This is a genomic window from Mycobacterium sp. 1164966.3 (assembly GCF_001665395.1).
In the GTDB taxonomy this organism is placed as follows: Bacteria; Actinomycetota; Actinomycetes; order Mycobacteriales; family Mycobacteriaceae; genus Mycobacterium.
This window is the reverse complement of the sequence record NZ_LZSG01000032.1, coordinates 60,740-83,571: the sequence shown is the minus strand read 5'-3', so window position 1 is coordinate 83,571 and position 22,832 is coordinate 60,740. Positions and strand designations below refer to the sequence as shown.

Annotated in this window: 26 protein-coding genes and 2 pseudogenes; 17 read left to right on the top strand and 11 right to left on the bottom strand. The window is 65.5% G+C overall.

Translation table 11 applies throughout. From position 1 onward, the window contains the following. Window positions 1-272 precede the first annotated feature (272 nt). The gene (locus A9W99_RS10920) at window positions 273-752 is read left to right on the top strand and encodes a hypothetical protein (RefSeq protein ID WP_156623053.1); all 480 of its coding nucleotides are present in this window, start codon (window positions 273-275) and stop codon (window positions 750-752) included. Between the two features lie 132 nt (window positions 753-884). Here A9W99_RS10920 and A9W99_RS10915 read toward each other — a convergent pair whose 3' ends face one another. From A9W99_RS10915 to A9W99_RS26530, 4 genes are all read right to left on the bottom strand, one after another. Next, window positions 885-1,073, bottom strand: a complete 189-nt coding sequence (locus A9W99_RS10915) for a hypothetical protein (RefSeq protein WP_067376846.1) — start codon at window positions 1,071-1,073, stop codon at window positions 885-887. A gap of 202 nt (window positions 1,074-1,275) precedes the next feature. After that, entirely contained in the window at window positions 1,276-2,184 is a 909-nt protein-coding gene (locus A9W99_RS10910; protein WP_067376842.1) for a restriction endonuclease, read from the bottom strand. Window positions 2,185-2,311: 127 nt separating this feature from the next. Beyond that, the gene (locus A9W99_RS10905) at window positions 2,312-3,637 is read right to left on the bottom strand and encodes a hypothetical protein (RefSeq protein WP_067376838.1); all 1,326 of its coding nucleotides are present in this window, start codon (window positions 3,635-3,637) and stop codon (window positions 2,312-2,314) included. A 73-nt stretch (window positions 3,638-3,710) separates the two neighbouring features. Then, a complete protein-coding gene (locus A9W99_RS26530; protein WP_156623052.1) occupies window positions 3,711-3,896 on the bottom strand; it encodes a hypothetical protein in 186 nt (61 codons plus the stop codon). Window positions 3,897-4,428: 532 nt separating this feature from the next. Here A9W99_RS26530 and A9W99_RS27190 point away from each other — a divergent pair. The 5 genes and pseudogenes from A9W99_RS27190 to A9W99_RS10885 all read left to right on the top strand — a co-directional run. Beyond that, window positions 4,429-4,533: pseudogene (locus A9W99_RS27190) on the top strand (hypothetical protein); the annotation flags it as partial. Further along, complete coding sequence (gene dprA / locus A9W99_RS10900; protein WP_067376835.1) at window positions 4,530-5,699, top strand: DNA-processing protein DprA; 1,170 nt, start codon at window positions 4,530-4,532, stop codon at window positions 5,697-5,699. The pseudogene A9W99_RS27190 and the gene dprA, both read left to right, overlap by 4 nt. 28 nt (window positions 5,700-5,727) lie before the next feature. After that, entirely contained in the window at window positions 5,728-6,585 is an 858-nt protein-coding gene (locus A9W99_RS10895; protein WP_067376832.1) for a siderophore-interacting protein, read from the top strand. Between the two features lie 24 nt (window positions 6,586-6,609). Beyond that, a complete protein-coding gene (locus A9W99_RS10890; protein ID WP_067376860.1) occupies window positions 6,610-7,782 on the top strand; it encodes a lactate 2-monooxygenase in 1,173 nt (390 codons plus the stop codon). Between the two features lie 31 nt (window positions 7,783-7,813). Then, window positions 7,814-8,722 (top strand): tyrosine recombinase XerC, encoded by a 909-nt coding sequence (locus A9W99_RS10885; protein ID WP_067376829.1) that lies wholly within the window; start codon window positions 7,814-7,816, stop codon window positions 8,720-8,722. An 85-nt stretch (window positions 8,723-8,807) separates the two neighbouring features. Here A9W99_RS10885 and A9W99_RS10880 read toward each other — a convergent pair. After that, a pseudogene (locus A9W99_RS10880) lies at window positions 8,808-9,272 on the bottom strand (M23 family metallopeptidase); the annotation flags it as partial. A 281-nt stretch (window positions 9,273-9,553) separates the two neighbouring features. Between A9W99_RS10880 and rpsB the strand changes: the two are divergent. From rpsB to A9W99_RS10865, 3 genes are read left to right on the top strand one after another with little or no spacing between them, the layout of a single operon-like run. Next, entirely contained in the window at window positions 9,554-10,399 is an 846-nt protein-coding gene (rpsB, locus tag A9W99_RS10875; RefSeq protein ID WP_067376824.1) for a 30S ribosomal protein S2, read from the top strand. Between the two features lie 3 nt (window positions 10,400-10,402). Continuing rightward, window positions 10,403-11,230 (top strand): translation elongation factor Ts, encoded by an 828-nt coding sequence (gene tsf / locus A9W99_RS10870; protein WP_067376821.1) that lies wholly within the window; start codon window positions 10,403-10,405, stop codon window positions 11,228-11,230. A gap of 22 nt (window positions 11,231-11,252) precedes the next feature. Continuing rightward, window positions 11,253-12,653, top strand: a complete 1,401-nt coding sequence (locus tag A9W99_RS10865; protein ID WP_067376818.1) for an amidase — start codon at window positions 11,253-11,255, stop codon at window positions 12,651-12,653. Between the two features lie 4 nt (window positions 12,654-12,657). Here the strand turns inward: A9W99_RS10865 and A9W99_RS10860 are convergent, their stop codons facing one another. Next, window positions 12,658-13,077, bottom strand: a complete 420-nt coding sequence (locus A9W99_RS10860; RefSeq protein WP_067376815.1) for a MarR family winged helix-turn-helix transcriptional regulator — start codon at window positions 13,075-13,077, stop codon at window positions 12,658-12,660. A 59-nt stretch (window positions 13,078-13,136) separates the two neighbouring features. On the opposite strand from A9W99_RS10860, the gene A9W99_RS10855 reads away from it, so the two are divergent. Continuing rightward, a complete protein-coding gene (locus A9W99_RS10855; RefSeq protein ID WP_067376812.1) occupies window positions 13,137-13,550 on the top strand; it encodes a ChaB family protein in 414 nt (137 codons plus the stop codon). Between the two features lie 223 nt (window positions 13,551-13,773). Further along, window positions 13,774-13,938 carry a hypothetical protein gene (locus A9W99_RS26525; RefSeq protein WP_156623050.1) on the top strand — a complete coding sequence of 55 codons (165 nt, stop codon included), beginning with the start codon at window positions 13,774-13,776 and terminating at the stop codon, window positions 13,936-13,938. Between the two features lie 25 nt (window positions 13,939-13,963). Here A9W99_RS26525 and A9W99_RS10845 read toward each other — a convergent pair whose 3' ends face one another. The 4 genes from A9W99_RS10845 to A9W99_RS26820 form a co-directional block, all read right to left on the bottom strand. Further along, window positions 13,964-15,019: an NAD-dependent epimerase/dehydratase family protein gene (locus tag A9W99_RS10845; protein WP_067376809.1), complete on the bottom strand. Its 1,056-nt coding sequence runs from the start codon at window positions 15,017-15,019 to the stop codon at window positions 13,964-13,966. Window positions 15,020-15,168: 149 nt separating this feature from the next. Beyond that, entirely contained in the window at window positions 15,169-16,008 is an 840-nt protein-coding gene (locus A9W99_RS10840; protein WP_067376806.1) for a glucose 1-dehydrogenase, read from the bottom strand. A 101-nt stretch (window positions 16,009-16,109) separates the two neighbouring features. Beyond that, entirely contained in the window at window positions 16,110-16,286 is a 177-nt protein-coding gene (locus A9W99_RS26825; protein WP_172828848.1) for a hypothetical protein, read from the bottom strand. 95 nt (window positions 16,287-16,381) lie between these two features. Then, complete coding sequence (locus A9W99_RS26820) at window positions 16,382-16,636, bottom strand: hypothetical protein (RefSeq protein ID WP_172828847.1); 255 nt, start codon at window positions 16,634-16,636, stop codon at window positions 16,382-16,384. Here A9W99_RS26820 and A9W99_RS10835 point away from each other — a divergent pair. Both A9W99_RS10835 and A9W99_RS10830 read left to right on the top strand, forming a co-directional pair. Then, window positions 16,626-17,207 (top strand): MPT63 family protein, encoded by a 582-nt coding sequence (locus A9W99_RS10835; RefSeq protein ID WP_067376857.1) that lies wholly within the window; start codon window positions 16,626-16,628, stop codon window positions 17,205-17,207. The two genes, A9W99_RS26820 and A9W99_RS10835, sit on opposite strands and share 11 nt — an antisense overlap. Window positions 17,208-17,304: 97 nt before the next feature. Then, entirely contained in the window at window positions 17,305-18,240 is a 936-nt protein-coding gene (locus A9W99_RS10830; RefSeq protein WP_067376803.1) for a lysophospholipid acyltransferase family protein, read from the top strand. Between the two features lie 5 nt (window positions 18,241-18,245). On the opposite strand, the gene A9W99_RS10825 is transcribed toward A9W99_RS10830, so the two are convergent. After that, window positions 18,246-18,980, bottom strand: a complete 735-nt coding sequence (locus tag A9W99_RS10825) for a response regulator transcription factor (protein ID WP_067376801.1) — start codon at window positions 18,978-18,980, stop codon at window positions 18,246-18,248. Window positions 18,981-19,413: 433 nt separating this feature from the next. On the opposite strand from A9W99_RS10825, the gene pyrH reads away from it, so the two are divergent. From pyrH to rlmN, 4 genes are read left to right on the top strand one after another with little or no spacing between them, the layout of a single operon-like run. Further along, the gene (gene pyrH, locus A9W99_RS10820) at window positions 19,414-20,157 is read left to right on the top strand and encodes a UMP kinase (protein ID WP_067376799.1); all 744 of its coding nucleotides are present in this window, start codon (window positions 19,414-19,416) and stop codon (window positions 20,155-20,157) included. 15 nt (window positions 20,158-20,172) lie between these two features. Continuing rightward, a complete protein-coding gene (gene frr, locus A9W99_RS10815; protein ID WP_067376796.1) occupies window positions 20,173-20,730 on the top strand; it encodes a ribosome recycling factor in 558 nt (185 codons plus the stop codon). 34 nt (window positions 20,731-20,764) lie between these two features. Continuing rightward, window positions 20,765-21,685, top strand: a complete 921-nt coding sequence (locus A9W99_RS10810) for a phosphatidate cytidylyltransferase (RefSeq protein ID WP_067376793.1) — start codon at window positions 20,765-20,767, stop codon at window positions 21,683-21,685. Window positions 21,686-21,698: 13 nt separating this feature from the next. After that, window positions 21,699-22,799: a 23S rRNA (adenine(2503)-C(2))-methyltransferase RlmN gene (rlmN, locus tag A9W99_RS10805; protein ID WP_067376790.1), complete on the top strand. Its 1,101-nt coding sequence runs from the start codon at window positions 21,699-21,701 to the stop codon at window positions 22,797-22,799. Window positions 22,800-22,832 lie beyond the last annotated feature (33 nt).

Here is a 22,832-nt window from a genome sequence, read left to right as displayed (position 1 = left end):
TGATGACAACTGCCGCCGCTGGTCTGTGTCCCGCAGCTGCTTCTGCACGATGTCATGCACACTCTGCGGGGACCGCACCCCCACCACCCACCTCGGCCTGGCTTCAGGCATCACCCCACCTCACCACCCACGGGGGGACCACCTCCATCGCGAACACGCCTCCGACAAACGCTCCCACCCCGGAGGTTGTCGCCCTCCCCGCAACTGGACAAAAACCACCGGTCTGGCTTAATCGTTGCTGCAGCGTGGTTTTCGGGTGTTGACGTGCGTGGATGGGTGAATTCCCGTGTGTGTCGGTGTGTTCGGGAAAACTGGACACCATGAACGCCGGTGAGCGAGCTAAGCGGGACCTGAAGGTGTTGCAGCTGTGGGTGTCGGGGGCCAGTTACCGCGCCATCGCGGCGGTGGTGGGGTTGCGGTCCCCGCAGAGTGTGCATGACATCGTGCAGAAGCAGCTGCGGGACACAGACCAGCGGCGGCAGTTGTTGGAGGATGAGTCCTTCGCCATGTTTCAGGAGCGCTGGGAGCGGCTGTTCCGCGCTCACTGGGGTCCTGCGTTGGACGGCGATTACCGCTCTGCGGAGATCTGCCGCAAGCTGCTTGGCCAGTTCGTGCAGGTATACGGGCTGACGGACCAGGGGGTTGATGTGGCGGCGGGGACGCGATGCGATGCGGTGGAGCCGGAACCGGATGATTCCCAGCTGGACGAGCTTGCCAAGCTGCGGGCTGCCCGCGCCCGCGCCTATCAGTGATAGGCCAGTATCAGTGAGCCGTTCGCGCTTACGCTGGCGGCGCAGCGTGCGGGCGCTGGCCCGCGCAGGTGGGGGAAATTCCCCCACCTGCGGCCTAATTCAATGTCGCGGTCGCCAGCGATGCGCCGATGGCTAACCGTTACAACACAGTTCGCGTTCGAGGGCGTCGGCGCTCATGCCGTAGGCCACGAGACAGTTGTTGTCGTCGGCGAGAGCATAGGGACCGTATTGCGCGTACCACTGGCTGCGCTCGCGGTATTTGATGAGCCGCAGGCCTTTAGCGTGTGCACGCCTGCGAAGCTGTGAGTCTGATAGTTGCATGGCGGAACCTTTACCTTTCGGGTCGATTACCCGTGCCAAGCCATGCCCTGAGATCATCCACGCGGGGGCGGAATAAGGCGAGCATAGCTCAATGGCTCTAGGACTACGGCTGACATGGCCGCGCGGCGCATGGACTCATCGCTGACTTTGGTGTAGATGGCCGTGGTCACGGGTGACGTGTGACCCAGCAGCTATTAGGGCGTCATTCCTCGAAAGTTTCTTCGTCAATCTGTTTCAAGTCGAAAGTCTCACGTACTTGGACGCCGACGTTGTACCGCACCATCAGTTTGGTCAGTTCCATGCCGTCGATGAGCCGAAGACGCATGGCGACGTTCTCGGCGAACTGCTTGGCGGCCGGTGAGAACTTCCCTGTGGTGACGAACACGCCGCGAGATGTCTGCGCACCCTGCAAAGCCCCGACGAACGCTTGGATGTCGGGACGCCCAACGGTGCTGTCCTTGTCGTACCGCTTGGCTTGAACACCGACCAAATCAAGTCCAAGAGCATCTTGCCGCACCACTCCATCGAGTCCGCTGTCTCCCGGCTTACCTGTGTGCTCCAACAACGACTCGCGCCCCCCGTAACCCATCGCGCTCAAAAGCTTCAACGACAAGGTTTCGAGAAACGTCGGCGGCTGCGCCAAGATTCGGTCGAGCAACTCTGCAGCCAGCGTGTCGTATGACTCTTCGACAATCTTGCCTATTGCCTCGCTCGGCGAGAGTTCATCCGACACGACGCTGACCGACTCCTCCGTCTGCTTATCGTGCTTGCGCGCCCGGAAGTCCTGATACTCCGGGAACTGCGCGAGGACAGACATGTCCACACGTTCCGGGTGCTCCCGGAGGACTTTCTTCCCGCGCTCCGACAACATGTAGCGTGCCCGCTCCGGGCGGTTGAGCAACCCTGCTTGCGTCAGGTGGGTGACCGCCCACGCCACTCTGTTGTCGAACGTCGACTGCTTTCCGCTGGCCAGCATCACCAGGCGATCGTCATCCGAAACATTTAGCGCAGCAGCGACTGCTGCTCGAATTTGTGCCAGCGACTTCGGCTCGTCCCCCTCAATCGTGACTAAAACCGGGCGCATCATTGTTTGAAAGTCAGGAATCCCCACCGGACGACCTTAGCGAGCGGTGGGGCAGGGGGTGCCCCTTCGTGAGCTTCAACTGCGAGGGCGGCGCGCTCGTTAGCAAAGCTGGACGGATCACCCATTATCGAGGACGGTCAGCAGACCCCGTGGGTCAGGCGCTGTGCTGTCCGCTCGTTCGCACCAGTCTCAGTGAATACTCAGGACTTAGCTCACATATTCCTTCTTTGAGAAGGTAAGCGATTACTTGCTCAACTTTCGCGACAGATCGGCGGCTATCGTAAAGCGCTCCAGCCAATTCCTCATCAGAATAAGAATTGATCTCGAATCCCTTCGCGATCAAGAAGACGATGAGCTCGGAATCGAGAATTATTTGCCAATCAGGAAGTAGTCGAGCGACCTTCTTAGATAGGTTCGTCCAGTCAGCTCTCACTATTTCGCCGTCATCGGTCACAACAATGGGTTGACGGGTCATAAGTATGACGAGGAAGGCCTTCAGTGCTCCCCAGGGCAGGTTTCGGGTCAGGCTCCGTACCAAATACTGACGACCTTCTGCGCGAGCCTTCTCGATACTGGATCGCACATCATCGACCGCATCCGAGATCAAGTCTCGGATGGACACCTCGCCGACGCGCTCTTTGAGGATTTTGTCGATTTGCTCGAAAACTGCGGTCCTCACTTCTGAGAAGGGTCCCAATTTGGCAGCTCGAAGTGCGCGCATGTAACGATCACTGTCGCGGCTGCCATCAAGCAGATCGATATCGGGAGCAGTCACCGTCGGCGTCGTCGGTGCCGCCGCGCGCTGTATGGCGCCTGTACGGCGTGGTGGCGCGGTTGTACCGGAAAGCGCCAACAAGGGATTGTTCTCGTCGCCCGAAATGGTAATCGCGCCCTGCGCTGCCGCTTCCCGGACCAGAAGCGAAATAATTTTCGGGTCGTCTTGAGGCGCGTTGCGGCCTTTGACTTTGTTCCAAGCAGGATTCTGGCGTGCGAGTGCAGGGCGAAGTTGTGTCTGCATCAGCGGTCCTCGGACTGTTAATGCCGTTTTCATAAGACGTATCGCTTCATCTAAGGGCATGAATGACTGTGGCCACTGGTCGAGTTGCTTGGTGCCGGGACTCGTCGTTAATCGAAGGAGGTGCCGAAAGTCTAAAAACTCAACTTGCCGGTTACCTGCCGGCTTCTGCGCCAAGTGATACTGCAGAACCAACCGGAACGAACATACCAAGATAGGCTCGTCAACCGGGGCAGCTTCTATCGCCTTGTCTACGGTCTCAATGGCGAAGCGATCCTGTTCGGTTGTCGTCTTGTCGTCGGAAACTGTGATGGCCTCGGCGCGAAACTCAGCGAAGACAGAAGGGTCATGGGCAAGAAGAATGACGGTCCCAGTTCGCACATCCGGTTGATGCTGTAGTAACACTTCAAAGATGTCGCGCTCGCGACCGTTCGTGACCGATGCGAGATCGACGATGCAGTACATCCGAAGTTCCCCCTTCGTGCAGAAAGGCTAGTGTGGCGCGCGCGCCACACTAGCCGTCTGACCTCGGAGGCGTCTAGTGATCGTCGGAAGAGGACGAAGGCTTCTTCCGGGGGATCGCAAGCCAAACACCGAGTTCGAGGATTTGTACGACCGCAACGTGGACCAGAAAGATGACGGTCTCATGCGGGTACAGAGCTGCCGCAATTGCGACAGCATTCAGCGCTAGAACCAAAGCTAGCGCTCCCAGTTTTTCTGCCATGATGGCTCCGTGACGTCGGACTGCCGCAGAACAGATCCGGGCAGTTCGGAAACGCAGAAAACATCGTTGCAGAGTTGAGATGAGTGTTGAGTTATTGAAGGCACTGCTCGCTTGGGGCAGCGGTGCTAACAGCGAAAGGCTGCAGGCTTATCGCAGATCGCGGATCGCGGATAGCGGAAGGCGCGAGTGATTCGGGGTCGAAGGCATGAGGCAGATCGCAGAAGGCCGAGGGCCGAAGGAAAATGACCTTTTTCAGGCCAACGACAGGAAGATACAGCGTTACTCAAACGCCGTCAAGCCCCAGGGCGGGCAACAACGGATGACTGCATGATCCCCCTGTCATGACACCGATTGTACGTGCTTAGGGCGGGTCAGGCCACCACGTTGGGCAGAGCATACCTGTGCCTTGATCAACTGTCCGCTTTGCCCGGCGAGCACGGTGCGCGCCCGACTGCGGATCAGCTCGGCGGGTCATCGTGCTGGCATGTAGCTGTGACTCTCCGCCTGTGGAAACATCCGCTATTTAGCGGTCCTGGTGGTCGCATGGAGCCTGGCCGATTTGGCCGGCCGGACGTCGCCCGGGTTCGACGAGGTTTCCACCGCGCTGAGCTTTCGGCAAGCGGGAGCCCGGCGATGAGCGCCGATGGTCAGGCACTGCGCGCATGGGCCTATTTGTCCCGCGTAGCCGAGCCACCCTGCCGGGAGCTGGCGGTCCTGGTCGAATCCGTTGGCGCGGTGGAGGCTGCCGACCGGGTCCGGCGCGGCCTCGTCGACGGCGAGCTGGCGCGCCACACCGATGCCAGGCGCGAAATCGACCGGGCCGCAGATGATCTCGAGTTACTGGCACGCCGCGGCGGACGGTTGATCACGCCGGACGACGAGGAATGGCCATTGCTGGCCTTCCGCGCCTTCGAGGGTGCGCGGTCCAGGGAGCGCAGCGCACCCCCACTGGTGTTGTGGGCGCTGGGGCCGGCACGGCTGGACGAGGTGGCACAGCGTGCCGCCGCCGTGGTCGGGACCCGCGCCTCGACGGCCTACGGCGAGCATGTGGCGGGCGACCTGGCGGCCGGGCTGGCCGAGCGCGACGTCGCGGTCGTCTCCGGGGGCGCTTACGGCATCGACGGCGCGGCTCACCGAGCGACGCTGGACACCGACGGTATCACCGTGGCGGTCCTCGCCGGCGGGATCGACATCCCTTACCCCGCAGGGCATTCGGCGTTGCTGCATCGCATCGGTCAGCACGGGCTGCTGTTCACTGAATATCCGCCCGGTGTTCGTCCCGCCCGGCACCGATTTCTGACCCGAAATCGTCTGGTGGCGGCTATCGCGGGGGCGGCCGTCGTGGTGGAAGCGGGCCTGCGCAGCGGTGCCGCCAACACCGCCGCCTGGGCGGGCGCATTGGGCCGGGTGGTGGCCGCGGTGCCGGGGCCCGTGACGTCGTCGGCGTCGGCGGGTTGTCACGCCCTGCTGCGCACCGGCGCGGAACTGGTCACCCGCGCCGACGATGTCGTCGAACTGGTTGGCCGCATCGGCGAGCTGGGGCCAGAAGAGCCGCGGCCCGGCACGCCGTTGGACGGCCTGAGTGCCGCCGAGCGCCAGGTGTACGAGGCATTGCCGGGCCGCGGCGCTGCCACGATCGACGAAATCGCCGTGGCGTCAGGACTGGTGCCCGAGCGGGTGCTGGGGCCGCTGGCCCTGCTTGAGCTGGCCGGGCTGGCCGAGCGCCGTGACAGCCGATGGGCAATAGTCCGCCGTCGGCCCGGCAAGGCACCCGCCGGGGCCCCGGAGACCCGGCTCGTATAGTCGACGGAGGGTCTGGACAGGAGGACAAGTGGCAGGTCGACCGCTGCAAACTTTCGAAGTCGTCGGTACCCAGCAACTCGCACCGCATATGGTCCGCGTAACTCTCGGCAGCAACGATTTTGACAGCTTCGTGCCCAGCAAGTTCACCGACTCCTACGTCAAACTGGTCTTCGTCGCCGACGACATCGACGGGGCCGCGTTGCCGCAGCCGTTGACCCTCGACAGCTTTGCCGGGCTGCCCGCGGCCAGGCAGCCTTCGGTGCGGACCATGACAGTCCGTCACGTCGACGAGGCCGCGGGTCAGATCGCGATAGACATCGTGGTGCACGGCGAGCACGGGGTGGCGGGGCCGTGGGCGCTGGCGGCCCAACCGGGCCAGCGGATCTACCTGATGGGGCCCGGCGGCGCCTACACACCCGATCCGGCAGCCGATTGGCACCTGCTGGCCGGTGACGAGTCCGCGCTGCCCGCCATCGCGGCCGCGCTGGAAGCGCTTCCCGCGAGCGCGGTCGGCAAGGCCTTCATCGAGGTCGCCGGGCCCGACGACGAGATCCCTTTGACGGCACCCGAATCGGTCGAGGTGAGCTGGATATATCGGGGCGGCCGGGCCGATTTGGTTCCCGAGGACCGCGCCGGCGATTGCGCGCCGTTGATTGAGGCGGTCACCACGGCCCCCTGGCTGCCCGGTCAGGTGCACGTCTTCATCCACGGCGAGGCCCAAACCGTCATGCATAACCTGCGGCCCTACATCCGCAACACACGCGAGGTAGACGCGAAATGGGCGTCGATCTCCGGATATTGGCGGCGCGGGCGCACCGAGGAGACCTTCCGGCAGTGGAAGAAAGAGCTCGCCGAGGCCGAGGCCGGGACTGAAGTAGCCGGCTGAGCCCCGGCTGGCATGCTCTTTCGCATGTCTTTCACGCCCCATTTCGGTGACTACCAAAACGAGATCTACTTTCAGGGCCTGGCCGGGGTGGTGCCGTCGCTGCCGATGGCTTTCGGCGAGTTGGAGGCCAAAGCGGAGAACGCGATGCCACCGTCGGTGTGGTCATACGTCTCCGGCGGAGCGGGCGACGAACGCACCCAGCGGGCCAACCGCGAGGCCTTCGACCGGTGGGGGCTAATGCCGCGGATGTTCGTCGGCGCCAAACAGCGCGATCTGTCCGTCGAGCTGTTCGGCCTGACCCTGCCGTCGCCGCTGTTCATGGCGCCGATCGGGGTGATCGGGCTGTGCGCTCAGGACGGCCACGGCGACCTGGCCACCGCCCGTGCAGCCGCACGTACCGGCGTTCCGATGATCGCCTCCACGCTGACGGTCGACCCGATGGAAGACGTCGCCGCCGCTTTCGGCGACACTCCCGGCTTCTATCAGCTGTACACGCCCACCGACCGCGAGGTGGCCGAGAGCCTCGTCCATCGCGCCGAAGCGGCCGGGTTCAAAGGAATTGTCATCACGATGGACACCTGGGTCACCGGCTGGCGCCCGCGTGACCTCACCACCGCCAACTTCCCCCAGCTGCGGGGCCACTGCCTGGCCAACTACTTCACCGACCCCGTCTTCCGGGCCGGCCTGCAGCGCCCCCCGGAGGAAGACCCGCAGGGTGCGGTGCTGCGCTGGGTACAACTTTTCGGAAATGCGCTGACCTGGGACGACCTCGGGTGGCTGCGCTCGCTCACCGACCTGCCGCTGATCATCAAGGGCATCTGCCATCCCGACGATGCCCGGCGCGCCAAGGACGGCGGCGTCGACGGCATCTACTGCTCCACCCACGGCGGCAGGCAGGCCAACGGCGGCCTGCCCGCGCTGGACTGCCTGCCCGGTGTGGTCGAGGCGGCCGACGGGCTGCCGGTGTTGTTCGACTCGGGGATCCGCAACGGAGCCGACGTCGTCAAGGCGCTCGCGATGGGCGCGACCGCCGTTGGCGTCGGCCGTCCCTACGCGTACGGGCTGGCGCTCGGTGGCTTGGACGGCATCGTGCACCTGCTGCGCATGATCCTCGCCGAAACCGACCTGATCATGGCGGTCGACGGCTATCCGACCGTGAAGGATCTCACCCCGGACACATTGCGGCGCGTCGACTGACAGCCGGGACATCGCCTGCGACGGTAGGGACATGCCGGACAAGAGCGAGGCTGTGCTCGAGGAATTCGACGAGTATCTGAGGCTGCAGTGCAACCGGTCGGCGCACACACGTCGGGCCTATCTGGGTGATGTGCGGTCGCTGCTGGCGTTTCTCGCCGCGCGCGACCTGGACCTGGACGCGCTGAGCCTGCAGATGCTGCGGTCGACGCTGGCCACCGCGGCCGGCGCGGGGGCCGCGCGCACGACGCTGGCCCGGCGCACCTCGGCGATCAAGGCGTTCACCGCGTGGGCCCACCGGCGCGGCCTGCTGGCCAGTGACCCCGCCGTCCGGCTGCAAGTGCCGAAGGCACACCGCACGCTGCCGGCGGTATTGCGACAGGACCAGGCCCTGGCCGCCATGTCGGCCGCGAAATCGGGTGCCCAGCAGGGCGATCCGCTGGCGCTGCGGGACCGGCTGATCGTCGAGCTGCTCTATGCCACCGGGATCCGGGTGAGCGAACTGTGCGGCCTCGACGTCGACGACATCGACTCCGACCATCGGCTGATACGCGTGCTCGGCAAGGGCAACAAGCAACGCACTGTGCCGTTCGGCCGGCCGGCCGCCGAGGCGCTGCGCGCGTGGCTGGAGCACGGGCGTCCCGCGCTGGTCACGCCCGAGTCCGGGCCGGCGCTGTTGCTGGGTAGCCGGGGGCGCCGGCTCGACGTACGCCAGGCGCGCACAGTGGTGCACGAAACCGTCGCGGCCGTTGACGGCGCGCCCGACATCGGGCCGCACGGGCTGCGGCACAGCGCCGCTACTCATCTGCTCGAGGGCGGAGCCGACCTGCGCGTCGTCCAGGAGTTGCTCGGCCATTCCAGCCTGGCAACCACGCAGTTGTACACCCACGTTGCGGTGTCGCGGTTGCGGGCGGTGCACGATCAGGCCCACCCGCGGGCCTGACGGCGTTGCCGGTGAACTCACGGCTTTGGTGTGAATCCTGGGTCCAACCAGCGCAGGATTCACGCGCAAAGCGGGATCAGCGTCGCAGCGGCTTGAGCCGAATGGCCGTCGACTCCAGCAGGCTCAGTGGATCGACATAATCGGCGCCCGAGGCCGGACCCCACATGGCGCCCCAGTGCAGACACGCCGCGGCCCGGCAACCCGGATGGCCGGCGATCAACTCGCCGATCACGGTGCCCTCGCTCACCTGCTGCCCGACCCGAACCGCTGCCCGCACCGGCTCGTAGCTGGTATGCAGTCCACTCGGATGAGCCAGCGATACCACCGGCCTGCCCGCGACCTGCCCGGCAGCCACCACCACCGCACCGGCCGCGGCGTACACCGCCTGCCCCGGTACACCGGCCAGATCCACGCCCCGATGCCCGCGATGCCAATCGGGTGACGGCGCATCGAAATCCCGCACGACGGCGGGACGCGGCCGCAACGGCCAGTCGAGCCGCCCGTCGTCCGCATGCGCTGCACCGGCCGTCATAACTGCCCAGCACAGGATCGGCGCCACCCAACGCACCGGTTCAGCTCAGCGCCGCGCCCGCTGGCGGGCCAGTCACCGAATCGGCCCCTGTGGATGAAACGTGTAAACTTCTGCACGCAGCTCGTTCAAGCGGGCTGACTTCGCGCGCCTGCACCGCGACTCTGTCCAGGAATTCGCACCGCACGCCGAGCGGTCCCGTAGCCCGGTTTTCCGGAAAACGGGTTCGGCATCGCAGCAGACGCCAGGGCCCGGCTTCACCCGATGCCGGGCGAGCAACCGAACATAGGTAAGGCACCAGCATGGCCGTAGTAACCATGAAGCAGCTGCTCGACAGCGGCACCCACTTCGGGCATCAAACCCGTCGCTGGAATCCCAAGATGAAGCGGTTCATCTTCACCGACCGCAACGGCATCTACATCATCGACCTGCAGCAGACACTGACCTTCATCGACAAGGCGTACGAGTTCGTCAAAGAGACCGTCGCCCACGGTGGAACGGTGCTGTTCGTGGGCACCAAGAAGCAGGCGCAAGAATCCGTCGCGGCCGAAGCGACGCGCGTCGGCATGCCCTACGTGAACCAGCGCTGGCTGGGCGGTATGCTCACTAACTTCTCCACCGTCCACAAGCGGCTGCAGCGCCTCAAGGAGCTCGAGGCGATGGAGCAGACCGGTGGCTTCGAGGGCCGCACCAAGAAGGAGATCCTGGGTCTGACCCGGGAGAAGAACAAGCTGGAGCGCAGCCTGGGCGGTATCCGGGACATGGCCAAGGTGCCCTCGGCCGTCTGGGTCGTCGACACCAACAAGGAGCACATCGCCGTCGGCGAGGCCCGCAAACTGGGCATCCCGGTCATCGCGATCCTGGACACCAACTGCGACCCCGACGAGGTCGACTACCCGATCCCGGGCAACGACGACGCCATCCGCTCGGCCGCGCTGCTGACCAAGGTGATCGCCTCCGCGGTCGCCGAGGGCCTGCAGGCCCGCGCCGGCCTGGGTCGCGGCGACGGCAAGCCGGAGGCCTCGGACTCGCTGGCCGCCGAGCCGCTGGCCGAATGGGAGCAGGAGCTGCTGGCCTCGGCCACGGCAACAGCGGCCCCGGCCGATCCCGCTGCGGGCGCAACCGAACCAAACACTACGGAAGGCTGAGCATTGGCGAACTACACCGCTGCTGACGTCAAGCGACTTCGGGAGCTGACCGGCGCCGGGATGCTCGACTGCAAGAACGCGCTGGTGGAAACCGACGGCGACTTCGACAAGGCCGTCGAGGCGCTGCGGATCAAGGGCGCCAAGGATGTCGGCAAGCGCGCCGAGCGGGCGACGGCCGAGGGCCTGGTCGCCGCGAAGGACGGCGTGCTCATCGAGCTGAATTGTGAGACAGACTTCGTCGCCAAGAACGCGGAGTTCCAGGCGCTGGCCAACGACATTGTGGCGGCCGCGGGGGCCTCCAAGGCCACCGACGTCGAATCGCTGAAGGGTGCTTCGATTTCTGGCGGCCAGGCGACCACTACCGTCGAAGAGGCCATCGCCGCGCTGTCGGCCAAGATCGGCGAGAAGCTGGAACTACGCCGCGTCGCGGTGTTCGACGGCACCGTCGAGACCTACCTGCACCGGCGCTCGGCCGACCTGCCGCCCGCGGTCGGAGTCCTGGTCGAATACAACGGCGCCGACAAAGATGCTGCCCACGCGGTGGCGCTGCAGATCGCCGCGCTCAAGGCGCGCTACCTGTCCCGCGACGACGTGCCGCAAGACGTCGTGGCCAGTGAGCGCCGCATCGCCGAGGAGACCGCCAAGGCCGAAGGCAAGCCGGAACAGGCGCTGCCCAAGATCGTCGAGGGCCGGCTGAACGGCTTCTTCAAGGACGCGGTGCTGCTCGAGCAGCCGTCGGTGTCCGACAACAAGAAGACCGTCAAGGCCCTGCTCGACGAGGCTGGCGTGACTGTGACGCGGTTCGCCCGGTTCGAGGTGGGCCAGGCCTAGACGGCCCGCTAGCGTCGTTGGCATGCAACGCATCCACGCTTTCGGCGACGATGCCCTCGGCGAGCTGGACGCCGTCGGCCTGGCCGACGCCATCCGCGCCGAATGGGTCAGCAGGACCGACGTGGTCGAGGCGGCCATCGCGCGCGCCGAAGCCGTCAACCCGGCCCTCAACGGCCTGGCGCACGAAGCGTTTCAGCGGGCCCGGAACACCGCGTCGCGAGGCCTGGGACGCGGCTTCTTTGGTGGCGTCCCGACATTCATCAAGGACAACATCGACGTCGCTGGGCTACCCACCATGTGTGGCACCGACGCCTGGGGCCCCTACGACGCCGTCGCCGACAGCGAGTTCACCCAGGTGTATCTGGCCACCGGGCCGGTGTGCCTGGGCAAGACGCAGTTGTCGGAATTCGGGTTCAGCGCTTCAGCCGAACACCCGCGGCTGGGGCCGGTCCGCAATCCGTGGAACACCGACTACACGGCCGGCGCCTCGTCGTCGGGCTCGGCGGCCTTCGTCGCCGCCGGGGTGGTGCCGATCGCGCACGCCAACGACGGCGGTGGGTCGATCCGAATTCCGGCGTCCTGCAACGGCCTAGTCGGGCTCAAGCCGTCACGCGGGCGGTTGCCGCTGGACCCCGAATATCGCCGGCTGCCGGTGGGCATCGTCGCCAACGGTGTGCTGACCCGCTCGGTGCGTGACACCGCTGCGTTCTACCGGGAGGCCGAGCGCATGTGGCTCAACCCCAAGCTGCCGCCGGTGGGCGACGTCATGCGACCCGGCAAGCAGCGGTTGCGGATCGCCGTGGTGACGCGATCGATCCTGCGCGATTGCAGCCCCGAGCTGCGCGAGCTGACGCTGAAGACGGCCGGGCTGCTCGAGGAACTGGGGCACCGGGTCGAGCACGTGGACACCTGGGTGCCGACCAGCTTCGTCGACGACTTCGTCATGTACTGGGGCTTTTTGGCGCTGGCGCAGGTCGGCATCGGCCGCCGCAGGTTCGGCAAAACCTTCGACCGCACCCGGCTGGACAACTTCACCTTGGGGTTGGCCCGTCACACCAGACGCAACATGCACCGGCTGCCGACGGCGATCGCGCGGCTGCGCACGCTGCGACGGCGCAGCGCTCAGTTCTTCGGCACGCACGATGTCTTGCTCACCCCCACGCTCGCCGATCCGACGCCGCCGGTCGGTTACCTGGCGCCCACCGACTACGACCGGTTGCTGGAGCGGCTGACCAGCTGGGTCGCTTTCACTCCACTGCAGAACGTCACCGGCGAACCCGCGATTTCGCTGCCGCTGGCGCAATCGGCGAACGGCCTGCCGGTGGGAATGATGTTGTCGGCCGATGTCGGCGGCGAGGCACGGTTGCTGGAACTGGCCTATGAGCTCGAAGAAGCGCGACCGTGGGCGCGCATCCAAGATTGATTGCTCAGTCGGAGCCCAGCCTGCCGAGCATGCGTTTGAACTCGCGCTGCTGGGCCGCGGTCAGCTTGGCCAGGATGCGGGCATCGGCGACCTGGACGGCGGCCTCGGCGCGCTTGAGCAGGGCCCGGCCGGCAGCGGTCAGGGTGGCCGGTAGCGCCCGTCCCGACGACACCGATTCCGGCCGCGCTACTGCGCCAACGTTTTCCAGCTTGCGCAGCACGGTGTTCATCGCCTGAGGTGTGACGTTGGCGTTGCGGGCCAATTCGGCGCTGGACAATCCCGGAGACATCGAAAGTGCGCGCAGGCAAACGAATTCGGGCAGGGTGAGGCCGAGCGGGCGCAGCACGGTGGAAACCTCCGGTCTCAGCGCGGCCGCCACGCGGTAGAGCAGGTAGCCCAGCGGGGCGTCTTCGGCCTGACCCATGTCAACGATATTGACATATCCGCGGATTGGCGCCGAGCGGCATGGGGTAATCATGCCGGATGCCCAAGACGACCAAATCCGGCCAGCCGAAGAAGAGCGAGATGCCGAGCACCCTGCAGCGGTCCAACGCCAAGGCGCAGCGTACTTTCGGCAAAGCGCATGACGCCGCGGCCGAGCAGTATGGCAGCGAGGAGCGGGCACATCGGGTGGCCTACTCCGCGCTCAAGCACAGCTTCGAAAAAGTCGGTGACCATTGGGAGCCCAAGGAGGAGAAAGGACCTTCGGACGAACTCGCCGAGGGTGGAGGTCTGCACAACACCGGCCGCTCAGCTGAGGGCGTGAATGCCAACGCCAGCAAAAGGCATCTGCTCGACGTCGCGCGCCGGCTCGATGTGCGTGGCAGGTCGACGATGACCAAGTCGGAGTTGGTCGAGGCGATCATGAAGGAAAACCGCCGAGTGCGAGGACGTTGAACCACGCTCTCATCCGTCCGGGTTTAGGTGGGGGTGCGTGCGGCACTCCGAGACTCATGGTTGCATCCACCACCCGCGGTCGGCTTCGGGACTGCCTCAGCGACGTGGATTTTCCGGCTGGCAAACACGAACTGCTGGATGCCGCCGGCCCCACCGCGGCGACGACGACACACTAAGCGCATTACGGGCGATCCCGGCCGAGACCTATAACAACCTCGACCAGGTGCTCGCATCGGTGAGCATCGTCGACGAGGGCGACGTGGTTCGGGATCCCGGCAAGGCCGCAGCGCTCCGGACACATACGAGGCCGGGCCGTGCCGAATCCGCGAAGGACATCGACAGCGAAAGCGCGATCGTCGACGAGTTGGGCGAAAACCGGGGATTCTGATGGCAATTGGGCCGCGCGTCACCCGTTATGGGGTTGCTCGCTGGCCGACCCCGCTGGCCACTTCTTTCCCGCGGAACCGTCCGCCGGCGGTCGGCTCGAGTGGCGGCGTGTTCATCCCGTTGCCTGCGCGCAGGCCGTCAAGGAACTCGCGTATCGCGTCGAGCGAAGTCAGCGTCGGCGTCCAGCCGAGTTCGGTGCGGGCCCGCGTGACGTCCATCAGCGGCAGGCTCAGCGCGAGGTCGAGCAACGTGGGGCTGGCTGGTACCAGATGAAGCTTCCAGGCGGCCGCAACCGCCGCTCGGACCGGCCACACCGGTGCTTTGACGGGCCGCGCGCCGAGCAACTCACCAAGCGTGCGCGCGTCCAGGACGGGATCAGCTGCGATGTTGAACGCGCCGCGCACCGGGCGGACTACGGCCAGCCGGAATGCCTGCCCCGCGTCTCGGGAATGCAAAGCCTGCAGTCGCAGGCCGGGCAGATCCGGGACTATCGGCAGCAGGGCCGGCCGTAGCAGCGTGGTGGGCACGAGCGGGCCCGCGAACAGGCGGCGCTGAGCCGCTGCCGACTCGCGTTTGAAGATGAAACCCGGCCGCAGCCGCACCACCCGCATCTCGGGATGGTCGCGCTCGAAGGTGTCGAGCACCCGCTCCAGATACGACTTCTCACGACCATAGGCCGCTGTGGAAAGTGCGTGGGTAGGCCACGATTCGTCGATACCACGATCCTGCGGCCCGGGGGAGTAGGCGCCGACTGAGGAGGAATACACCAGCGCCCCTACTCCGGCTTGGGCGGCGGCCTCGAACACGCGAATGCTGCCGAGCACGTTGTTGCGCCAGGTGGCCAGCTCGTCATGCGTCGGCTGGAAGATCCAAGCCAGCTGAACTACGGCGTCCGCGCCCCGGAACTGGGACACCAGGTCGTCGCGCGAGATGTCCGACTGGATCCACGTCGTCTTCGGCGGCTGCCACTGCGGGCGACGGCGCGCGATGCCCACGATCGTGTCGATCTGCTCGTCGGCCGCAAGGGCCTCGACCACGCTGGTGCCGACGTTTCCCGTCGCACCGACCACGACCACTCGCATAGCAACCTCTCCGAGCTGTCTTCGGCTGACTCTGGCTCCGTCGCATACCCGTTGCTCAACGCCCTATTCATTTTCGATCCGGCCTGCGCGGGGTCACGGGCTTGGGTGCAGCTGGTTTGATGAGTTGTGCTCGCCCGCAGGCGGAATCGTCAGAGAATCGGCCGGCCGCCGGTGACCGCGACCCGTGCTCCCGAGATGTAACTGGACTCGTCGGATGCCAACAGCACATAGATCGGGGCCAGCTCCGCCGGTTGCCCGGCGCGGCCCAGCGGCACATTGTCGCCGAACGATTCCACGCTTTCAGCGGGCATGGTCGCGGGGATGAGCGGCGTCCAAATCGGGCCAGGCGCGACGCTGTTGACACGAATTCCTTTGTCGCCCAGCAGTTGAGCGAGGCTGGCCGAGAAATTGGCGATCGCTGCCTTGGTCGCCGCGTAGGGCGCCAGGGTGGGATTGGGCGTGTCGGAGTTCACGGAGGAACTGCCGATGATCGACGCGCCCTCGCCCATGAACGGCAGGGCGGCCTTGACGAGATAGAAATAGGCGCCGACGTTCAGCCGAAAGGTGTACTCCCATTCTTCGTCGCTGATCTCCTCGAGGCTTTTGCGCATCATCTGGTAGGCCGCGTTATTGACCAGGATGTCGATCTGGCCGAACTCTTCGGCGGCGCGTTCCACCACCGCGCGGCAATGGGCGGGGTCGGACAGATCGCCGGGAACCAGCACGCATTTGCGGCCGGCGGCTTCGACATAGCGCGCCACGTCGCGCGCATCCTCGTCCTCGTTGAGGTATGAGATCAGCACGTCGGCCCCTTCGCGGGCGAAAGCGATCGCGACTGCGCGGCCGATCCCGCTGTCGCCGCCGGTGATGATCGCCCGCTTGCCGGTGAGCTTTCCGGAGCCCTGATAACTGTTCTCGCCGCAATCGGGCACGGGGTTCATCCGAGCCTGTATTCCGGGCACTTCTTGCTGCTGCGGTGGAAAGCTCATGACAACTTCCTCTCTGAATTCCTGGGTGAGTTTCTTCTCGCGCGTCGAATCCCCGACTAAGGCAAAAGTTCGTAGTTGACGACTCAACCCGCCCCCGATTTTCACGATTCGGGGTGCACCGGACCCGCGCTGGGCACATCCGTGTCGTCGTCGGCCGGCGGCTCGGGGTCACGCCATTCCTCGGCACGACTGGAGCGGTTGCCCGCCAGGGTGCCGCTCAATTCGTGTTTGAGTTGGTCGTCCTCGCGCGGGCTGTGTTTGGCGTTTCCGCGTTCCATGGACAGATCTCCTTCTCAGCTGATGGCAATGGATATTCATCGACCATCGTTCGGCTACCCGCCGCCTGCGCGATCAATCAGCTTCCGCGCCCGCACTACAGGATTGGTGTATTTGATGCCGATGTTAAGAAAGTGTCGGAACTTAACGTTGCGAAAAATACTGAAAAATAACGAAAAATTGATTGTTTGCGCAGGTAGTTGCGGTGCCCCAGCACATTTCGCCGCGTTATCGGTGTTTGGCGTTCGGCCAGTTGGGTATCGGCCAACCCGTGCGGTTTTCGTACCCGCGTGCTCAACAGCGGGACAACTGCTCGAACGACACGAATGAAAGGAGTCAACGTGAAGTTCACCGGTAACACAGTGAAGACCTCAGCCAAGACGGCTCTTGCTGCCGCGGGCATTGCGGCGGTTGGTTTTTTCACGGCGGCACCGGCTTCGGCGAATCCCATCATCCAGGGACTCGGTACCAGTGAAACGCTGGTCGACGGGCCACTTGTCACCGCCTACACGGTCAACGATCTCGAGCCGACGAATGTCATGGTTCCCGGCTACACGCCTACCGGACACCTCTGGCAGGCCGACGTGACCGTGCGGGCGAACAGCGGGACCGTCACCCCCGTTGTGTCCAACTTCAACGCCCGGACCAACGACAACCAGACGTACCGGGTGATCAGCACGTCACCGACGCCGAACGGGCTCAGCCCCGCGCCCATCGCTCAGGGCGCTCAGGCTAGCGGGAAGGTCTACTTCGACGTGACCGGCTCGCCGCCCACCAGCGTCGTGTACAACGACGGCGTCCAGGACGTCCTGGTGTGGACCTCGAACGCGACGCCGAACTCGGCGCCCGGCCAGGTGCCCAACGGCACCCCGCCCGGTGCATCGCCCAGCCCGGCCCCTAACGCGGCGCCGACGCAGTCGTAAGCACTTCCTAGCTCGCGGCAATCGAGTTCCCCGTGCCACAGCCCGTGGCGCGGGGAACTTCGTGTAGAGACGCGATCGCTTGGGGTACCCCACCGCAATGACTCACACCGATGAACGGCCGTCGAAAGTTCGCAAACAAGCGCAGCACCACGCCGAGGATGCGCGGGCCGCGATGCGGAAACGGCGTCGCGAGCAGGACGGCGGGCTGAGTGGCTGGGTTGCCGAGCGTGCCGGACAGTGGGACCTCGGCGGTCAGGACGAAGCCACCCTGCAACGTCAGAAGTTTTTCTGGAATGTGCTCGTCGACTACTGGTTCCGCATGGAGATCGACGGCTGGGAGAACGTCCCCGCGCCGCCGGCGCTGCTGGTGGGCATTCACTCCGGTGCCCCGTTCGTGTGGGACGCATGGACCGTTGGGATCCAATGGTGGCGGCGTTTCGGTCAGGACCGTCCACTGCACGGCACGGCGCACGACGCGCTGATGGCGATTCCTGCCATCGGACGCTATTTCCGGTCGATGGGCGTGCTTCCGGCCGCCCCGGATGCGATCGCCACGGCACTGGCGCAGGGGCGTGACGTGGCGTTGTGGCCCGGCGGCGAGGTCGATTCGCTGCGCCCGTGGACTGAGCGTGATCGCGCCAACCTCGCGGGCCGCAAGGGCTTCGTGAAGATGGCGATTCGGGCGGGCGTGCCGATAGTGCCGATCGCCACCGTCGGCGGCGCGGACGCGATGCCCGTCCTCATCCGCGGTGACCGGCTTTCGCAGGTGTTGAAGCTCGACCGTCTGCTGCGACTCAAGGTGTTCCCGGTGGCGGTCTCGCTGCCCTGGGGCATCGCGCCGGCGGCTCTGCCGCAGCTGCCGCTTCCGGCCAAGATCAGGACGCGCTTCATGCCACCCGTCGAGCTGGACCACGACCCCGCTCGGGTCGAGGACGACGAGTATGTGGACGGCAAGTACCACGAGGTGCAGGACAGCATCCAGCAGGGCATGGACGCGCTGGCGCGCAAGCGCGCACTGCCGCTATTCGCATAAAGCTGCTATCGCGCGATCGAGTCGGGCGGCGCTGAGGGCGCCGGACTCAATATCGGTTCGCTGACGACCCACTGCGGCTGCGGCGGTGTCACCGCCATGTAGCCCACCCCGCGGACGGTGTCGACGATCGACTCATACTCGGGCCCCAGCTTGGCCCGCAGGCGCCGCACGTGGACGTCAACGGTGCGCACCCGTCCATTGCAGTCATATCCCCACACTTCGTGCATCAGGCGGGTACGGCTGAATGCGCGACCCGCGTGCTGCACAAGGAAATTCAGCAATTTGAACTCGGTAAGCGTCAGGCCCAGCTCCTTGCCCGACAATGACGCCGTGTAATTGGCCGGATGCAGGACGAGGTCACCGAACTTCAGGGTGCCGTCCAGTGCGCTGCGCCGACGGGTGATGGCCAGCCGCAGCCGTGTCTGCAACTCCACCGCGCCGGTGGCCGGCAGCAGCACGTCGTCGAAATGCCAGTCGACGTCGACGGCCATGAAATCCGATGGCGCGACGACACCCACCACCGCCACACCCGGCAGGTTTGCCGTCAGCCGCCGGGACACCTTACGTGCCGCCGCGGGATCGGTGCGCGCATCGACAATCGCAACGTCGACGCCGTAGCGCAGCGCGTCAAGGTGGTCGCCGAGCGGCACCTGGCGGATCGTCTGCGCGAACGAGTCCAGCGTCGGCAAAGCCAACTCGAAGTCGTCCGCATTGGTGAGTAATAGAACGTCCACGGACATCTCCCGACCTCATGCCGGTATCCCGCTTCGTTGCGGGACGGGCATCTCCTAGAGATGTCTGCCGGCGCAGCGCTGAATACCCGGTAGACCGCGGAACTATTCCATCGCTGTACAACTACGTCGGCGGCAGAAGTCGATGGATCCGGCCCGTTCATCCGGGCCGGACCCATCCTTCCAACAAGCTATCTGGCGGGACCTGTGGCGCGCTCGACGGCGATCGATCCGGTAAAGCGGCGCCGACCGGCCCTAATTCTCAAGGCCGTGGTTTCGCGCCGCGTTGCTCCGGAATTCCCAAGCCACCAGCCGCCCAAACATGCTGTCTGTTCGCCCTGCCGATGGTCCACCCGGCCCGTCCCACACGGCGGCGATGAGGCAGGATGTCAAATGCCGTCCGGGCGGGTGGCCGGGTTGGCACTCTCATGCAAGGAGTTAGATGACGGAGGCCCAGCCGACGAGCACCAACGGGGTGCGTTCCAAGTATGCGCGAGTGTTGCTGAAGCTTGGCGGCGAGATGTTCGGCGGCGGCCAGGTCGGCCTGGACCCCGATGTGGTGGCGCAGGTGGCCCGCCAGATCGCCGAGGTGGTTCGCGACGGCGTGCAGGTCGCGGTCGTCATCGGCGGCGGCAACTTCTTCCGCGGCGCGCAGCTTCAGCAGCGCGGTATGGAGCGCACCCGATCCGACTACATGGGGATGCTCGGCACCGTCATGAATAGCCTTGCGCTGCAGGACTTCCTCGAAAAGGAAGGCATTGTCACCCGGGTCCAGACCGCGATCACCATGGGCCAGGTGGCCGAGCCCTACCTGCCGTTGCGGGCGGTCCGCCACCTGGAGAAGGGGCGGGTGGTCATCTTCGGCGCCGGCATGGGCCTGCCGTATTTCTCGACGGACACCACGGCAGCCCAGCGGGCACTGGAGATCGGCGCGGACGTGGTCTTGATGGCCAAGGCGGTCGACGGGGTGTTCGCCGAGGACCCGCGGGTGAACCCGCAGGCCGAACTGCTCACCGCGATCAGTCACCGCGAGGTCATCGACCGCGGCCTGCGGGTGGCCGATGCCACCGCGTTCAGTCTATGCATGGACAATGGCATGCCGATTCTGGTGTTCAATCTGCTGACCGATGGCAATATCGCCCGTGCGGTCGCTGGTGAGAAGATCGGAACGCTGGTCACCACCTGAGAAGGAGCGGCGCAAATGATAGAAGAGGCTCTCTTCGACGCCGAGGAGAGAATGGAAAAGGCCGTGTCGGTGGCCCGTGACGATTTGTCGACCATCCGGACCGGTCGCGCCAACCCGGGCATGTTCTCCCGGATCACCATCGACTACTACGGCACCAACACCCCGATCACCCAGCTGGCCAGCATCAACGTTCCCGAAGCGAGGCTCGTCGTGATCAAGCCGTATGAGGCGAATCAACTGCACGCCATCGAGACCGCGATCCGCAATTCCGACTTGGGTGTGAACCCCACCAACGACGGCACGCTCATCCGGGTGGCGGTACCTCAGCTCACCGAGGAACGGCGTCGCGAACTGGTCAAGCAGGCCAAACACAAAGGTGAGGAAGCACGCGTCTCGGTGCGCAACATCCGCCGCAAAGCGATGGAGGAGCTGCATCGCATCCGCAAGGACGGCGAGGCCGGCGAAGACGAGGTAGGCCGGGCGGAGAAAGATCTCGACAAGACCACGCACAACTACGTCAACCAGATCGACGAGTTGGTCAAACACAAAGAAGGCGAGCTGCTGGAGGTCTAGCGGTCCCCAGCAGCAGCCAAGTCCGTCTCCGCCCGTGGCAACCACCGATGCCGGTACCGGCAGTCCGCCCGACGAGCCGCCGGGGGACGATCAGACCTCGCGGAAGCCGGCCAAGAGAACGTCGCGTGCTGGACGCAACCTACCCGCCGCGATCGCGGTCGGCGCAGGTATCGGCGGCGTTCTCATCGCGACTCTGTTGTTCGTTCCGCGCTGGTGGGTGGTTTTGTGCTCCGCCGCCGCCCTGGTGGCCACCCATGAGGTCGTCCGGCGACTGCGCGAACAGGGATACCTGATTCCGATCATCCCGTTGCTGATCGGCGGGCAGGTCACCATCTGGCTGACCTGGTGGCACCACGCGGTCGGCGCGTTGGCCGGCTTCGGCGGCATGGTGGTGGTCTGCATGATCTGGCGGCTGTTCATGCAGGACAACCGCACACAGGATGCCTCCGGTGCGCCGCCGTCGAACTATCTGCGTGACACGTCGGCCACCATATTCCTGGCCGCGTGGGTACCGCTGTTCGGTTCGTTCGCCGCCCTGCTGGTCTACCCGAAAGACGGGTGGGCCCGGGTATTCTGCCTGATGATCGCGGTGGTCGCATCCGACGTGGGCGGCTATGCCGTGGGCGTCCTATTCGGCAAGCACCCGATGGTTCCCAAAATCAGCCCGAAGAAGTCCTGGGAGGGATTCGCCGGTTCGCTGGTGTTCGGGATCACCGCAACGATCCTGACGGTACATTTCCTGGCCCACCGCGAGCTGTGGGTTGGCGCGTTGCTGGGTCTGCTGCTGGTGTTGACCTGCACGCTCGGCGATCTGGTGGAGTCCCAGGTCAAGCGTGACCTCGGCATCAAGGACATGGGCCGACTGCTGCCCGGGCACGGCGGACTGATGGATCGGCTGGACGGGGTGCTGCCGTCGGCCGTGGCGACCTGGACCGTGTTCACGCTGCTTCCCTGATACTGGACAGGTCATGGTCCAAGAATTGATCTTCGATGCGCCGCGCCGGGGCAAGCCGCCGCGGCACTTCGCCGACCTCGACGCGGAGGGCCGCGCGTCCGTCGTCGCCGAACTGGGCCTGCCGGCGTTTCGGGCCAAGCAGCTCGCACACCATTACTACGGCCGGCTCACCGCCGATCCCCGGCAGATGACCGACCTTCCTGCCGGTGTTCGCGACCGCGTCGCCGAGACCATGTTCCCGACCCTGCTCACGGCGGCCGCCGAAGTCACCTGCGATGCCGGTCAGACCCGAAAGACGTTGTGGCGGGCCGTCAACGACCCTGCTGGCACCACCTTTGAATCGGTGCTGATGCGCTACCCGCAGCGGAACACGGTATGCATCTCTTCGCAAGCGGGCTGCGGGATGGCCTGCCCGTTCTGCGCGACGGGCCAGGGCGGTTTGAACCGCAACCTGTCGACTGCGGAAATCCTCGAGCAGGTGCGTGCCGCTGCCGCGGCGCTGCGCGACGACTTCGGCGGTCAACGGCTGTCGAACGTGGTTTTCATGGGGATGGGGGAGCCGCTCGCCAACTACCCCAGGGTGCTGGCCGCCGTCCGGCGCATCACGGAGCGTTCCGGTTTCGGAATCTCGGCGCGGTCGGTGACGGTGTCGACGGTGGGATTGGCTCCGGCGATCCGAAAGCTCGCCGACGAGCGGCTCGGTGTGACGCTGGCGTTGTCGCTGCACGCGCCCGACGACGAGCTGCGCGACACGCTGGTTCCGGTCAACAACCGGTGGAAGATCGCTGAAGCCCTGGACGCCGCCCGCTACTACGCCGAGCTGACCGGCCGGCGGATATCCATCGAGTACGCACTGATTCGTGATGTCAACGATCAACCGTGGCGGGCCGACTTGCTCGGTAAGCGGTTGCATCGGGTGCTGGGGCCGCTGGTGCATGTGAACCTGATCCCGCTCAATCCGACCCCGGGCAGCGACTGGGACGCCAGCCCGAAGGCGGTGGAGCGCGAATTCGTCCGACGGGTCCGGTCGAACGGAGTGTCCTGCACGGTTCGCGATACGCGCGGCCGCGAAATCAGCGCCGCATGTGGCCAGCTGGCTTTCGAAGGGAAGTGAGCCGGAGCATCGAGCCTGCAATCGTGGCGTCCA

What these genes read in the sequence shown, in the direction of transcription:
- A9W99_RS10920 (WP_156623053.1), top strand. Translation starts at nt 273, where the DNA reads ATGGGTGAATTCCCGTGTGTGTCGGTGTGTTCGGGAAAACTGGACACC.
- A9W99_RS10915 (WP_067376846.1), bottom strand. Translation starts at nt 1,073, where the DNA reads ATGCAACTATCAGACTCACAGCTTCGCAGGCGTGCACACGCTAAAGGC.
- A9W99_RS10905 (WP_067376838.1), bottom strand. Translation starts at nt 3,637, where the DNA reads ATGTACTGCATCGTCGATCTCGCATCGGTCACGAACGGTCGCGAGCGC.
- A9W99_RS26530 (WP_156623052.1), bottom strand. Translation starts at nt 3,896, where the DNA reads ATGGCAGAAAAACTGGGAGCGCTAGCTTTGGTTCTAGCGCTGAATGCT.
- dprA (WP_067376835.1), top strand. Translation starts at nt 4,530, where the DNA reads ATGAGCGCCGATGGTCAGGCACTGCGCGCATGGGCCTATTTGTCCCGC.
- A9W99_RS10890 (WP_067376860.1), top strand. Translation starts at nt 6,610, where the DNA reads ATGTCTTTCACGCCCCATTTCGGTGACTACCAAAACGAGATCTACTTT.
- A9W99_RS10885 (WP_067376829.1), top strand. Translation starts at nt 7,814, where the DNA reads ATGCCGGACAAGAGCGAGGCTGTGCTCGAGGAATTCGACGAGTATCTG.
- rpsB (WP_067376824.1), top strand. Translation starts at nt 9,554, where the DNA reads ATGGCCGTAGTAACCATGAAGCAGCTGCTCGACAGCGGCACCCACTTC.
- A9W99_RS10865 (WP_067376818.1), top strand. Translation starts at nt 11,253, where the DNA reads ATGCAACGCATCCACGCTTTCGGCGACGATGCCCTCGGCGAGCTGGAC.
- A9W99_RS10860 (WP_067376815.1), bottom strand. Translation starts at nt 13,077, where the DNA reads ATGGGTCAGGCCGAAGACGCCCCGCTGGGCTACCTGCTCTACCGCGTG.
- A9W99_RS10855 (WP_067376812.1), top strand. Translation starts at nt 13,137, where the DNA reads ATGCCCAAGACGACCAAATCCGGCCAGCCGAAGAAGAGCGAGATGCCG.
- A9W99_RS10845 (WP_067376809.1), bottom strand. Translation starts at nt 15,019, where the DNA reads ATGCGAGTGGTCGTGGTCGGTGCGACGGGAAACGTCGGCACCAGCGTG.
- A9W99_RS10840 (WP_067376806.1), bottom strand. Translation starts at nt 16,008, where the DNA reads ATGAGCTTTCCACCGCAGCAGCAAGAAGTGCCCGGAATACAGGCTCGG.
- A9W99_RS26825 (WP_172828848.1), bottom strand. Translation starts at nt 16,286, where the DNA reads ATGGAACGCGGAAACGCCAAACACAGCCCGCGCGAGGACGACCAACTC.
- A9W99_RS10830 (WP_067376803.1), top strand. Translation starts at nt 17,305, where the DNA reads ATGACTCACACCGATGAACGGCCGTCGAAAGTTCGCAAACAAGCGCAG.
- A9W99_RS10825 (WP_067376801.1), bottom strand. Translation starts at nt 18,980, where the DNA reads ATGTCCGTGGACGTTCTATTACTCACCAATGCGGACGACTTCGAGTTG.
- pyrH (WP_067376799.1), top strand. Translation starts at nt 19,414, where the DNA reads ATGACGGAGGCCCAGCCGACGAGCACCAACGGGGTGCGTTCCAAGTAT.
- frr (WP_067376796.1), top strand. Translation starts at nt 20,173, where the DNA reads ATGATAGAAGAGGCTCTCTTCGACGCCGAGGAGAGAATGGAAAAGGCC.
- rlmN (WP_067376790.1), top strand. Translation starts at nt 21,699, where the DNA reads ATGGTCCAAGAATTGATCTTCGATGCGCCGCGCCGGGGCAAGCCGCCG.